A 13441-nucleotide genomic window follows, 5' to 3' on the forward strand; every position below is an offset into this window, starting at 1 on the left:
CGGATGCCGGTGATTGCCCCGGTCGGGCGGGGGCGCGGGCGTCGGCACGCTCACACCCACGGTCGTTCAGCCGGCGAGGCGGCTGCCGATCGAGCGGGCGACGTCGGCGTGGGCGAGGTATTCCACGATGCTGTGGGCCCGGTCGCGGGCGTTGACCACGGCGAGGTCGGTCGGGCCGTCCGCCCAGTCGGGGGCGAGCGGGCATCCGATGGCCACCGCGTCGGTCGGGCACCACGCGTTGAGCCAGTCCGCCACGTTCTCCGGGCTTGTCGGCCCGCCGGCCAGCAGCCGGCGGTACACGCTGTCCATGCCGAGCGGGCTGCCCGCCGTGGTCAGGTGGACGACCTCCACGGCGGGAGACAGCCGGGTGAGGAGGTCCATGCCGACGACCGTGCCCAGACTGTGGCTGACGAGGACCATCTCGCCCGCGTCCGGCACGGTCTCCAGCACACAGCTCAGGACCTCTTCGCGGATCTGCCGGTCGTCGAGGTAGGCGGCCACGTCGCGGAAGACTAGGGAGATGGCCCACGCGTCGAGATCGCTTCTGGCGGCCAGCCAGCCCAGCCGCCGCCACACGGCGCCGACCACGGGGTCCAGGCCCAGTGCTTCGGTGATCTCGGCGGTCTGCTGCGTGTCGAGCGGCACGTACCACTTGGCGGCGGCCTCGCCGAGGATCTCCTCGTACACCGCGCGGGTGGTGGGGGCTTCGGGTCCGACGGCCGTCGGCGCCTCGACGGCCGGGGGAACGGACTCGGTGGCCGGGGGAACGGACTCGTGCGGTGCGAGGGCCCGCACGAGCCGGTCGCCGTAGAACGGGAACCAGATGTCCGCCGGGTCGGCTGTCGGCAGCCCGGCCCGGACGAGCCCCTGGTTGAGCCCGGCGGCCCATTCGCGGCGCAGGGTCTCGGGGTCCTTGCCCTGCTGGGCACGCCCGTGCAGGAAGACCAGATGCCGCCCGCCGCCGAACGCGCCGTCCCGGGCGCGCAGTCCCTTACCGAGCGGGGCGACCGCCTCGACGGACGCCCGCCCGCGGGAAGCGGAAGGGCCGGCCGGACCGGCGGCGGCAACAGGCGTGGCGGGGGCCGCCGACCCTACGACGGCACCCGGAGTGGCAGGGGCCGACCCGACGACGGCACCCGGCATGGCGGGGGCCGGACCGACGACGGCACCCGGCATGGCGGGGGCCGGACCGACGGCGGCATCGGTGGTCCCGACGGCCGATGCCGCCGTGGGCCCGTCCAGCCCCGACTCCGGTCCCATGCCGGCCAGCAGCTCCCGCTGCCCGGCGGTGAGCGGCAGCGACGCGACGTGCTTCAGGATGGAGCTGATGCGCACCCCCTCGTTGGACACCCAGTCGGTGGCGTCGTCGCCGTCGCCGGGCTGCCGGACCCGGCCGTCGCGGCGCAGGATGCGGCCCTGTTCGTCGGTCCGGGGCACGCCGCTGTGGTGGAGGGCGATGACCTCCCACTGGTCGTTGAAGACCGGGGAACCCGAGTTCCCGGGCTCGGTGTCCGTGCGGTAGTGCAGGAAGTCGTCCAGGCGCACTTGCAGGGCGTTGTCGCGTACGGCGATCTCCTTCAGGCGTCCCCTCGGGTGGCCGATGATGTTGACCGGCTCGCCGATCACCAGCTTGCCCAGCTGGGCGCTGAGCCGGTGCCAGCCGAAGGTCTCGCCCGGCGGCCTCCGGTCGGCGCCGGGGGCGACAGGTACCAGGGCGAAGTCGAGGCGCTTGTCCGCCACGAAGAACCCGTTCGGGTCGAACTCCAGCCGTGTCGGGGGCTGCGGTGTGTTGTCGACGTCGACCTGGGCGTCGAACTCGGCGAAGCAGCGCCGGGCGGCGTCCGCGTCGGGGAGGACGTGATGGTTGGTCATCAGCAGGGTCGGCGACACCAGGAAGCCGGTGCCGATCGGCAGTTCGCGGCCGTTCTCCCGTGCCGAGATCCGGGCGACGCAGCGTGCGGCGCGGGCGCCGCGCGGCAGGAAGCTCCAGGCCTGAAGCTCCTTGGACACGCCGAGGATCCGCTCGAAGGCGGAGGCCGCCGTCAGCGGTTCGGCGCGGACGGCCTCCATCACCATGGCGGTCGGCACGGCCTGCCGGTCGAGGAGGCGGGCCGCCCGCGCCGCCAGTGCCTCCGGTGAGTCGGGGAAGCTGACCCCGGCGTCCTGCTGCCGCTCGACCTGGCGACGCTGGTCGCCGGCCTCGTCGTACCGGACTGCGGCCGCCGCCACCTGGTGTTCCCGCTCATCGCGGGTTCTGTCCACGACTTCCATGGCCTTCACCGTCCTTCGAGGGCGCGGAACGACACGGAGGAGTGCACCGGGCCGGGGCAGGGGCGCCCGGCCCGTCCGGCAGGAGGGTCCCGGCTACCAGTTGGGGGGCACGTCGGAGCCGAAGCCGCCCCCGGCCGGTCGCTTCTCGAAGTGGAGATGGGGTCCGGTGGACTTTCCGGTGGAGCCGACCGCTCCGATCTTCTGGCCGGCCCGGACCGAACCCCCGGTCACGGTCCGCTCGGAGAGGTGGCAGTACCAGAAGTCGAAGGAGCCCGCGCGCAGTACGAGGAAGGTGCCGAAGCTCGGGTCGTGCCCGGTGCGGGATATGGAGCCGTTGAGCACCGCCACACAGGGTCTGCCCTGCGGAGCGGCGTAGTCCGCGCCGGTGTGATAGCCGAGGACCCAGTGACTCCCCTTCCTCCGGTGCGGGGTCGTGACCCCGTGTCCCGGCACGGGAGACGTGACGCGGCCCCCGGGAGTCGTGGGCGTCGTGGGCGTCGTGGCCGTCGGGACGCGGAGTCGGTCCCAGGAGGTCCTGCCCGGAATGCCGTTGGCCTCGGCTCCCTTGAACCCGAGCTTGCGCTGCCAGGCGGCGTACGACTGCTGATCGGCGTCGGTCCACGCGGGACCGGGGCCCGTGCGGTACTTCCCGCACTCTTCCGCCACCAGGCGTCTGCCCATCGCGGCGATCACGGGACTGTGTTGTCCCTCGTGGAAGAATGCCGCTCCTGGGAACGGTGCCAGCGCAGGCATGGCCCTGCCTCCTTTCAGGCACGGTGGATCGCTGCCCCCGCGATGCTCGCCACCGGATCGCTCGTCCGGTCGTCCGCGCATCGGTCACGCACGGTCCGGTAAGGAGTGGGCCTGCTGGTCGGCGCGGCAGCGCTGCTGTCCAGTGGCGCGCACCCGCCCCGCCCGTGCGTCGCTCACCTCACCATCGCCCCTGCTTCCACCATGCGCCCGATGCAAGTCGGGCGCAAACCCGGCGGCTTCGGACCCCCGGCTCCGCGGAGGGGTTCAGGCTTTGGGGACCCCCAGCCTGTCCCAGCTGAACCGGCCGGGAACGCCGTCGGCCGCGCCGTCCTCGAAGCCCAGCTTCCGCTGCCAGGCGGTGTAGGACCTCACATCGCCCGGTCCCCACACGTCGGCACCGGTGCCGGACGTGTAGCGGTCGCAGTCCTCGGCGACGAGCCGGGTGTGCATTCTGGCGATGACGGGCGAGGTGCGTCCCGGCCGGAAGAACGACGCACCGGGGAACGGTTCGAACCGGGGCGTCACCGGGGTCGGTCCGGGCGGTGGTGACACGAACACCGGCCAGGTACCGGGGTCGACGTGGTCGTTCTCGGGGACCTGGGCGTGGGCGTACCACCCGCCCTGCGACGTCCACATGGCGGTCGGGCACGTGTTGCTGGACAGGGACGTCGGACGGCCCATGGGCCAGACGTCCGGTACGCCCCAGGAGTTGATCCACGCGTTGAGATCGCCCCAGCCCTCGCACGGAGTGTCGACCAGCCGTGCGAACACGTTGCCGTCGACGCGGCAGTGCGGGAAGAACAGGGCCTCGATCTGGATGACGACCGTGCCGGTCCGGTTGGTGCGGACACCGCCGGGCGCGTCGAACAAGGCCTTGCTCCGGGAAGTGGCGGGGAAGAACTGGGCGAACGACCCGGTGAAAGGGTCCCAGAGGATGTGCGGGGCCCGGTCTTTGCCGCTGCCGGTGAAGAAGCTCTTGAGAGCGGCGAAGGGGACCAGGTCGAGGGGCCCCGAGGCGGTGGCCGTCCTGTCCGCCGTGATGTGCGCGATCGCCCTGGCGGGGAATCTGGGGTCGCACGGTGCGTGGTCGCCGATGTCCGCCACGAGGGCTTGGGGCATCCATGGGTCGGGCATGGTGGACTCCTCCCTCCTCGCACCTCACATGAGCGTGGGGTGCCGTGGGGACGGACACGGTGAGGCGAGCGCCGGGTGGACGGGAGGCCGCGCACATCGGGCCCTTCCCGCTTTCCACGATGCGCCGGAGGGGCATCCGCGGCAAACGGGAAGGACGCGGGAGGCGGTTCCCGCGCCGCGGTCCACCGGCCCGGCGGCCCTGGGTTCGCGTCCCCGGCGCACCGCCCGCGGGGGTGCGGGGCGCTCAGGTGTGCAGGGGTCGGCTCCGGTGTCCGCCTGTCGCCTGTCCGCTTACTGACATCACGGAGGGGCTGTCAGCGGCCCGCGCCAGGGGCTTGGATGACAACTCCAGCCTCGGACCGGTCGATCCGGCCGGTGGGCCGCTGCGTGACGCCTCGGGCGGCCCCGGCGGACGGGGCCACTTCCGGGGTCCGGCAGAGCGGCCGGTCCGACCAGATCGGAGAACTCGATGGTGCACGTCATGGATTCCGCAGCTCCGCGCATCGTCCTGGTCGGTGCGACCGGCGTCCTCGGGACCGCCATCATCGAACTGATCGAGGAACTCGGGATTCGCCACCGGGAGATCCGGCTCGTGGCCTCGGACCGCTCGGCCGGTCGCGAGATCCCGGTCGACGGCCGGCTGGAGACGGTCCACCGACTCGCCGACTTCGACTTCGCGGGCGCCGATCTCGTCCTGTTCTGCACCACGGAGGCGGTCAGCCGCCGCTATGTGCCGGTCGCCAGGGCCCAGGGCGCGCTGGTCGTCGACAGCTCCGGCGCCTACCGCACGGACCCCGACACCCTGCTGCTCGTCCCGCCGGTCAACGGCCATCTGCTCGACCGTCCCCCGTTCGGCGTCCTCGCCGGCCCGGGCGCCCTGACGGTGCCGCTCGTGCGGCTGCTGCACTGCGTCGAGCAGTACCGGGGTGTGCGCCAAGTGGTGATGAGCAGCTATCAGGCGGCCTCGGCGCAGGGCCGGCAGGGCATCGAGGAACTGCTCGAAGGCAGCGAACTCGCGCTCCGGGACCCCGACGCCGAGCTGCCCGCGGACCTGTTCCGCCCCGCACTCGCCTTCAACGTGGTGCCGTTCGCCGGGCGGATGCTGGAGAGCGGCGCCAGCACCGAGGAGCACAGGATCGAGCAGGAGACCCGCCGCATCCTCTCCCTGCCGCATCTGGACATCAGCGCGACCTGCGTCCAGGTGCCCGTGGTGAACGGCCACGCCGCCGCGGTGTTCGTGGAGGCGGCGCTCCCCGTGGAGCGCGCGGAGCTGGCCGCGCTGCTGGCCGGGCTGCCCCGGGTGGTGGTCCACGGGGACCGGCCGGGCGCCTTCCCCACGCCGTTGACGGCGGGCGACCCGGACCGCATCCACGTCGGGCGGATCAGAGTGGTCCCGCACAACCCGCGGGCCTTCTGGCTGTGGCTGATCGTGGACAACCTGCGCGCCGGAGCCGCGCTGAACCTTCTCCAGATCGCGGAGGCGGCGTCGGCGCGACGGCGGCCGGGGGCGGGTGCCCGTCTGCGCTGAGGCGACGCGGGGCGGGGAGCGGGCCGGGGAGCGAGGGAGCGGGTGGGCCTGGTGACCAGGCCCACCCGTCGCTTTCTCAGACCGTGGTCACAGAACCGGGCCGCGCGAAAGACACTCCCCCACCAGATCCCATTTGTCGTCGGCGGCCGCGAAGTCGGCCTGCCCCGCGCCGAACAGGGCGCCGGAGATCACCGCGTCCATGGAACCGGTAATTCCGGCGGAGCGGAGGAGAGCTACGGAAAGGCGGGCCGGGACCCACCGGTTTTTCGCCATCATGACTCCGTCGATTCTGGATTCGACTCAATGTCACGCCCGTTTCCGGACTCATCGAAGCCTGGTCGACAAATGGACTCGGGTCGAGACTCGATCACTGTCCTATGATGGCTTGGCCACAAGTGGATAGCGGCGGACGTCGACCGGAAGGTGTCCTGTGGAGAATCGACCCTTGTTAGACGAGCCGGCCCGGCCCCTGTTGAGCGAGCTGGCCGTCGACGCGTACCGGGCCGCGCTGCGCATCGGCGTGTTCGACGACGAGGAGATCACCGCCGAACTCGGGGTGTCTCCCGTGCGGGTCGTGGAGGCCCGCAAGGCCTTGCAGGATCTGCGCCTGCTCAGCCCGGACGATCACGACAGTCCCGTCGTGCCCCTCGACCCGGCGGTGGTGGAGGCCGAGCTGGTGACCCCGCTGGAGACGATGATCGCCAGCCAGCGGCGGCGGATAGCGGGAATACACCGGCAACTCCACTCCCTCGTCGGCCCTTATCGGACCGCGGAAAGATCACGCTCGGCGGATGTCCCGATCCGCGTTCTTGACAACGCCGACGATGTGCGCCGGGAGATTGATCTGGCGAGACGCCGGTGCACCACGGAACGGATGAGTCTCCAGCCGGGCGGCGGCCGCTCGGCGGACCTTCTCCAGCAAGATCTCGTCCAGACGACGGAATTGTTGAGGCGAGGTGTCCGGATCCGCACTCTCTATCAGCACACGGCCCGGTCGAGCCTCACCACGCGGACCTATGTCGGACATATCTCCGAAGAAGGTGCGGAAGTCCGCACCGCGGAGGAACTCTCCGAGCGCCTCATCATTTATGACCGGACAATTGCCTTTGTTCCCACGGAACGGAGGGGGGACGAGCCGCCCGGCGCGGCCGTCGTCACCGACCCGACCCTGGTGGCCTATCTGTGCCGCTCCTTCGAGGCGGCCTGGCAGACCGGCAGCCCCTTCGGCAGCGGCACGGAGCCGACCGACGACCAGCAGGTGAACGCGGATCTGCGGGCCTCCATCCTGCGGCTGATGTCCCTGGGGCTGAAGGACGAGGTGATCGCGCGCCGTCTCGGCATGGCGACCCGGACCTGCCGCCGTCACATCTCGGCGCTCATGGACGAACTCGGCGCCATGAGCCGCTTCCAGGCCGGGGTGATCATCGGCCGCCGGCAGGCGGCGCCGGAAGCCCCGCCCCGGACCGGACCGGCCGCCGGGACGGACACCGCGGGGACGGCCCCGGAGAGCGCTGTCCAGAAGTAGCCGTGCCAGCACCTGCCACCGGGTATGCCTCGTGCCCATCCTCTCTCCCGTGCGACCTTGGCGGACGGCTGACCGACATCGATGTCGCATGGGAGAGGGCAATGGCACATCTCATCAGCCTCGAAGAGGCCGAGAAGCTGGACGTCGAGGAAGTACACGAGCTCTACCGCACGTACATCAACAAGAGCCAGGTCCGGTTGATGACCTCCTTCGGCTTCGGCCAGGAGCTCGTCGACCACGCCGAGGGGGCCTACGTCCACACGCGGGACGGCCGCAGGATCCTGGACTTCACCGGCGGGATCGGCGTGCTCAACCACGGGCACAACCATCCACGGATCGTCGCGGCCCGCCAACGCTTCCAGGAGCAGCGGCGGATGGAGGTGCACAAGACCTACTTCTCGCCCTACCTGGCCGCCCTGGGCCACAACCTGGCGGCGGTGCTGCCCGGCGACCTGAACCGCTCGTTCCTTCCCAACTCCGGGGCGGAGGCGGTCGAGGGCGCGGTCAAGCTGGCGTACAAGTACCACGGCGGCCGGCGGCGGCAGATCCTGCGGGCGGACATCAGCTTCCACGGCAAGCTGCTCGGCTCCGGCGGGCTCACCGGGGGCGCGCAGAACCACTTCGAGTTCCCGACGATCCCCGGGATCCGCACCTTCGCCTACGACGACCTCGACTCCGTCCGCCGGGTCCTCGCCGAGGCACGGGACGCGCGGGGGCACAGCGACGTGTACGCGCTGCTCATCGAACCGTTCAGCGCGTCCACGATGCGCTGGTGCTCCGAGGAGTTCCTGCGCGGCCTGCGCGAGCTGTGCACCGCCGAGGACATCGTGCTGATCTTCGACGAGATCTACACCGGCTGGGGCAAGACCGGCAGCATGTTCCACTTCACCCGGTACGAGGGGCTCGTGCCGGACGTGGTGACGACCTCGAAGTCCTTCGGCGGCGGCAAGTCGTCCGTCTCCGCGTACGTGGCGCGCGAACCGGTCTTCCGCAAGGCGTACGACAACATGACGGACGCGATGATGCAGAGCACGAGTACGACGTACTACGGCTTCGGCGAGGAGACCGCGACGGCCATCGAGGCGATCTCCGTCGCGGTCGAGGACGACTATCCGGCGCGGGCCCGGGCCATCGAGGCGGTGCTCAAGCCGGGGCTGGAACGCATCCGCAAGACCTACCCGGACGTGATCGACGACGTGCGCGGCTCCGGCGCCCTCTTCGGGATCTTCCTCTCCGGCGGGCCCAAGATCCTGGACCTCATCGGCAAGCTGCCGGCGACCGGCCCGGCCAAGGACCCGCTGATCCGCACGAAGATCATCACCGCCGCGGTCATCGACACGCTGTACCGCAAGCACGACGTCTACACGTACAACACGCTCAACGGCCGCAGTCCGCTGGTGGTGAGTCCCCCGTTGGTGGCGGGTCCGGAGGAGGTCGAGCGGTTCCTCACCGCCCTGGACGCCACGCTCGCCGAGGGCATGAAGCGCCTGCTCGGCCGGTTCGTGCGGGAGCGGGTGAGCTCGCTGTGGTGACCGACGCCTCGCACACGCCGCGCGACGACAGCGCGCACGGGACCGAGCCGCTCACACGGCGGGAGGACCGGCCGCGGCTGCCCGCCCGGGTCGCCGTGACCGGTGCCGCCGGGGTGCTCGGCTCGCACCTGGTGGACCACCTGCTGCGGTCGGGCAGCCGGGTCAGCGCGTTCGATCTGCGCCCGGTGCCCGCGGCCCCCGGGCTGACGCCGTTCACCGGGGACATACGGGACCCGAGAGCCGTCACCGCGGCGCTGGAGGGTGCCGACGCCGTGGTGCACTGCGCGTCCGCGCTGCCCAGCTACCCCGTGGCCGACATCCGGTCGATCGTCGTCGAGGGCACGACGACCGTGCTGGAGGCGGCCCGTGCCATCGCCGTGCCGCGGGTGGTGCACATCTCCTCCACCGCCGTCTACGGGCTGCCCCGGCTGGTGCCGACGCCCGAGGACCACCCGCATGTGCCGGTGGATCCGTACAGCTCGGCGAAGGCGGAGGCGGAGACGGTCGCCGAGCGGTTCCGGGCGGCGGGGATGTGTCTGCCGGTGCTGCGGCCGAAGACGTTCCTCGGGCCGCGCCGGATGGGGCTGTTCGACATGCTCTTCCAGTGGGCCGAGGAGGGCCGCCACTTCCCCGTGCTCGGCCGTGGCGACGTCCGTATCCAGATGCTGGCGCTGGAGGACCTCGTGGAGGCCGTGGCGACCGTGCTGCGCGCTCCGGACGAGGTGGCCTGCGACACGTACAACATCGGCGCCGCCGAGTTCGGCACCCTGCGGCAGGACTTCCAGGCGGTGCTGGACGCGGCCGGGCACGGCCGGCGCGTGGTCTCGGTGCCGGGGCGGCCCGCGGTGGCGGTGCTGCGCGCGCTGGAGCGGACCCGGCTGTCCCCCGTGTACGGCAGGCTGCTGTCCAAGCTGCTCGCCGACTCCTACGTCAGCGTCGACAAGGCGCGGGAACGGCTGGGCTTCCGCCCCCGGCTGTCCAACCAGGAGGCCATCCTCGGGACGTACGAGTGGTGGCGCGCGCAGCGTGCGACGGCGGCACCCGTCACGGCGGGCAAGGGCGGCGGTCAGACCAGCCGGGACCCCTGGAGGCAGGGAGTCCTGGGGCTCGCGAAGGTCTTCTTCTGACATGCCCTCGACAGAAGAGACAGTGGGCGGCGGCCCGTCGGCGGACGTGCCCGCGGGCGGCCGGCCGTCCCGGCCACCCGGCGCCGACGGGCCGCCCCGGACGGACTCCCGGGACGAGCGCGACGCCCCGGACGGGCAGGACACCGGGGCCGCCCGGCGCTGGTGCCTGGGCACCCGGCTGCTGGTGGCGGCCACGGCGGTGTGGGCCCTGCTCCTCGCCCTGCACCTGCTGCTCGCCGGCCGCTGGTGGCTGTGGGTCGTCGTCGAGGCCACCCCGCCGCTGACCCTGGTGGCGGTGCCGCTGCTGCTGCTCGCCCTCGTCCCACTGGCCCGGCCGGTACGCCGCTGGCTGTCCGCGGTCCAGGTCGTCCTCCTCCTGGCCGGGGCCCACCTGGCCGGCTACGGACCCGGGTGGGGCGGCACCACCGACGCCCCGCCGGGCACCGAGGTCAAGGTCTTCTCCTGGTCCACGGACTACTGGCAGATGACCGACGACAAGGACGCCTTCTACGCGTTCCTGCGCCGGCAGGACGCCGATGTGTACCTCCTCCAGGAGTACCTGTACTGGGAGGGGGACCAGCCGGTCCGCATCGACGACTCGGCACGGCTGCGCGCCGAGTTCCCCGGCTACCGCATCTCCGTCGAGGGCGAACTGCTCACCCTGTCCCGGCTGCCCGTCGTCAGGGAGCACCACGACCCCGTGGCCGCCGGCGGTACGGACTGGTACTGGAAGGGAACGAAGGCCCAGCGCACCGACATCCGGGTCGGCGGGAGCGTGGTCTCCTTCTACAACGTGCACCTCGCGGTGCCGTTCCGGGTCGGCGACAACCCCCTGAGCGGTCGTTTCTGGGACTTCACGAAGGACCAGTCCGACTGGCGGAACAGCGAACTGCGCAAGCTGCGCACGGACCTGACGGACAACCCCCACCCGGCCGTGGTGGCCGGGGACTTCAACTCCCCCTGGATGAAGCTGACCCCGCTCGGAGCCGGCACCCGGCTGCACAGTCCGGACGCCTCCCTGCTGCCCGCCCGCTCCTGGCCGGTCTCGGACTACCCGCTGCCCCGGCTGTGGCGGCTGGACTGGCTGTTCACCGACGGCGGCCTGGCGGTGCCCAGCTACCGGTTCGGCGGCGGAGAGGACTTCTCCGACCACGCGGCGCAGGAGATCCGCGTGGTGGTCCCCGACACCACGGACTGACCCGGACCGACCCGGACCGACGGCCCCGCCCGGCCCGGAGCGCACCCGGGACACCCGGCCCGGAGCACACCGGGGACGCCCGGGACGACGTCCGGGACGCCCGGAACGCCCGTGTCACCCCCGTGGAGAAACGAAGCACACCCCCGAAGAGACGTGAGAAGGGACGCAACGTGCTGCAACCCGACAGGTTCGACGTGACGGTGATGCTCGACTACTACGCCCCGTACGTCAGCGGCCTCACCGAGGCCGCGCGACTGACCGCCGAAGGGCTGGCCGCCCGCGGCTGGCGCATCGCGGTGGTCTGCGCCCAGCACGACCCGGCACTGCCCCGCCACGAGGTCGTCAACGGTGTCCACGTCTTCCGGGCACCCGTGCTCGCCCGGATCAGCCGGGGCTTCGTCTCCCCGGCCCTGCCCCTGCTGGCGCGGCGCCTGGCGGCGCGCTCGGACATCGTCCACATGCACCTGCCCAACCCCGAGGCCGCGCTGATCGCCGCCCTCAAGGGACACGCCCGGCTGGTGGTGACCTACCACATCGACGTGTTCCTGCCCGACAGCCCGGTCAACCGCTTCGGGATGCGGGCCGTCGACGAGGTGTGCAAGGCGGCCGTGCGCCGGGCCGACCTGGTCATCACCAACAGCGAGGACCAGGCGCGCGGCTCCCGCATCTGGCCCACGATCCGGCGCCGCCGGCTGGCGCCCATCCCCTCCCCGTGCGTCGACCGCAACGGGGGCTCGCCCCGGCTGCGCGACGGGGACGGGCTGCACATCGGCTTCATGGGCCGGATCACCGTGGACAAGGGCATCGAGTACCTCATACGGGCCTTCAGGTCCCTCGACGACCCGCGGGCCCGTCTGCTGATCGCCGGGGACTACACGACCGTGGCCGGCGGCAGCAACATCGACGAGCTGCGCCGGGAGGCCGCCGGTGATCCGCGGATCCGGTTCACCGGCCTGCTGCGCGGTGACGCCGTACGCGACTTCTACGCGTCCATCGACGTCTTCGCGCTGCCCTCGATCTCGGAGTCCTTCGGCATCGTCCAGGTCGAGGCCATGATGGCGGGCATCCCGCCGGTGTCCACGAACCTGTCCGGCTCCCGGTACCCCGTGGAGGCCACCGGCTTCGGGCGGCTGGTCCCGCCCCGGGACCCGGCCGCGCTGCGCGAGGCGCTGCTGGACCTGGCCGCGCTGCCCGAGGAGGACCGGCGGGCCGGCGCGGAGACGGCGACCAAGCTCTTCGGCGGCGAGGCCTTCCTCGACGCCCACGAAGAGGCGTTCCGGCGGGTCCTGACGGGTGCCCAGCCGTGAAACCGCTGGGCGGAGAAGAGATTCTGGACGACAGGGACCTCCCGGCCGTGACCGCGCTGTCCGGCCCCCAGGGCGTCACGCCCTCTCCGACAACCGCCACGACCCCGCGCGAGCAGCCGCGCACCACCGGCGACGCGCACGGCCCGCTCCGGCAGGCCGTCACCCCCCGTCGGGTCCCCCGCCGTTCGCGACTCCCGGCCTGGCTGGTGCTGCTGCGCCCCCGCCAGTGGGTGAAGAACGTCTTCGTCCTGCTCGTCCCGCTGGCCGTGGAACCGGCGGCCCTGCTGCACCACCTGGGACGGGCACTGCTCACCGTGGCCGCCTTCATGGCGGCCTCCGCGGCGGTCTACGTCCTCAACGACTGGCTGGACCGGGAGCGGGACCGGCTGCACCCGGTCAAACGGCACCGGCCGCTGGCGAGCGGCCGGATCGGTCCGCTCGGCGCCCTGCTGCTGGGCACGGGCTGTCTGGCCGTGCCGGCGGCCGGGGCGGCACTGCTGCCCCCTGAAGTGACGGCCGCCGTCGCGGGATACCTCGTGCTGAACCTGGCGTACTGCCTGGCGCTGAAACACTACTCACTGGTCGACGTCAGCCTGGTGGCGGTCGGCTTCGTCCTCAGGGCGGTCGCCGGCTGCGCGGCGGTGGCGGCGCCCCTCAACCCCGCACTGATCATCTGCGTGTACTGCACGTGCCTGCTGCTGTCGCTCGGCAAGCGGCGGCACGAGCTGGAGGCCGCGAGCCTGCGCGGGGACGCGGCCGAACAACGGCCCGCCCTCGCCGGGTACTCGGTGGCGCTGCTCGACCAGCTCGTGGCCGTACTGCTGGCCGCCACGCTGATCAGCTACGTGCTGTTCACCCTGTCGGCACCGCATCCGCACGCCGCCACGCTGGCCGTCGTCACCACGCCCTTCGCCGTCTTCGCCTCATGCCGCTACGTGCAACTGCTGGCGATGCTGCGCAGCGGCGGGGAACCGGGGCGGGACGTGCTCACGGACACCCCCCTCGTGATCAACGCCGTTCTGTGGCTGGCCTCTCTGGCCGTCGGCCGACTTCTGTGAGGTGCACC

The 13441-nt window shown here is 72.0% G+C and carries 10 protein-coding genes and 1 pseudogene; 7 read left to right on the forward strand and 4 right to left on the reverse strand.

Annotation, left to right across the window (positions count from 1 at the left end):
- Positions 1-66: 66 nt before the first annotated feature.
- From ACFYWQ_RS14285 to ACFYWQ_RS14300, 4 genes and pseudogenes are all read right to left on the reverse strand, one after another.
- Positions 67-2271: a trypsin-like peptidase domain-containing protein gene (locus tag ACFYWQ_RS14285; RefSeq protein WP_389516191.1), complete on the reverse strand. Its 2205-nt coding sequence runs from the start codon at positions 2269-2271 to the stop codon at positions 67-69.
- Positions 2272-2364: 93 nt separating this feature from the next.
- Entirely contained in the window at positions 2365-2724 is a 360-nt protein-coding gene (locus ACFYWQ_RS14290; RefSeq protein WP_389517385.1) for a M23 family metallopeptidase, read from the reverse strand.
- A 54-nt stretch (positions 2725-2778) separates the two neighbouring features.
- Positions 2779-3105 (reverse strand): annotated as a pseudogene (locus ACFYWQ_RS14295) (peptidoglycan-binding protein); the annotation flags it as partial.
- A gap of 183 nt (positions 3106-3288) precedes the next feature.
- On the reverse strand, positions 3289-4158 hold the full coding sequence (locus ACFYWQ_RS14300; RefSeq protein WP_389516193.1) for a peptidoglycan-binding protein: 870 nt from the start codon (positions 4156-4158) through the stop codon (positions 3289-3291).
- A 481-nt stretch (positions 4159-4639) separates the two neighbouring features.
- Between ACFYWQ_RS14300 and ACFYWQ_RS14305 the strand changes: the two genes are divergently transcribed.
- The 7 genes from ACFYWQ_RS14305 to ACFYWQ_RS14335 all read left to right on the forward strand — a co-directional run bounded on the left by ACFYWQ_RS14305 (position 4640) and on the right by ACFYWQ_RS14335 (position 13433).
- Complete coding sequence (locus tag ACFYWQ_RS14305; protein ID WP_389516195.1) at positions 4640-5686, forward strand: aspartate-semialdehyde dehydrogenase; 1047 nt, start codon at positions 4640-4642, stop codon at positions 5684-5686.
- A 430-nt stretch (positions 5687-6116) separates the two neighbouring features.
- A complete protein-coding gene (locus ACFYWQ_RS14310) occupies positions 6117-7211 on the forward strand; it encodes a LuxR C-terminal-related transcriptional regulator (RefSeq protein ID WP_389516197.1) in 1095 nt (364 codons plus the stop codon).
- Positions 7212-7312: 101 nt separating this feature from the next.
- A complete protein-coding gene (locus ACFYWQ_RS14315; protein ID WP_389516199.1) occupies positions 7313-8743 on the forward strand; it encodes an aspartate aminotransferase family protein in 1431 nt (476 codons plus the stop codon).
- A 77-nt stretch (positions 8744-8820) separates the two neighbouring features.
- Positions 8821-9870: an NAD-dependent epimerase/dehydratase family protein gene (locus ACFYWQ_RS14320; RefSeq protein ID WP_389517387.1), complete on the forward strand. Its 1050-nt coding sequence runs from the start codon at positions 8821-8823 to the stop codon at positions 9868-9870.
- Between the two features lies 1 nt (position 9871).
- Entirely contained in the window at positions 9872-11068 is a 1197-nt protein-coding gene (locus ACFYWQ_RS14325; RefSeq protein WP_389516201.1) for an endonuclease/exonuclease/phosphatase family protein, read from the forward strand.
- Positions 11069-11238: 170 nt separating this feature from the next.
- Entirely contained in the window at positions 11239-12375 is a 1137-nt protein-coding gene (locus ACFYWQ_RS14330) for a glycosyltransferase family 4 protein (RefSeq protein WP_389516203.1), read from the forward strand.
- A gap of 47 nt (positions 12376-12422) precedes the next feature.
- Positions 12423-13433, forward strand: a complete 1011-nt coding sequence (locus ACFYWQ_RS14335; RefSeq protein ID WP_389516205.1) for a UbiA prenyltransferase family protein — start codon at positions 12423-12425, stop codon at positions 13431-13433.
- The last annotated feature ends 8 nt before the right edge of the window (positions 13434-13441 follow it).

This window comes from Streptomyces sp. NPDC003247 (genome assembly GCF_042888135.1).
Lineage (GTDB): Bacteria > Actinomycetota > Actinomycetes > Streptomycetales > Streptomycetaceae > Streptomyces.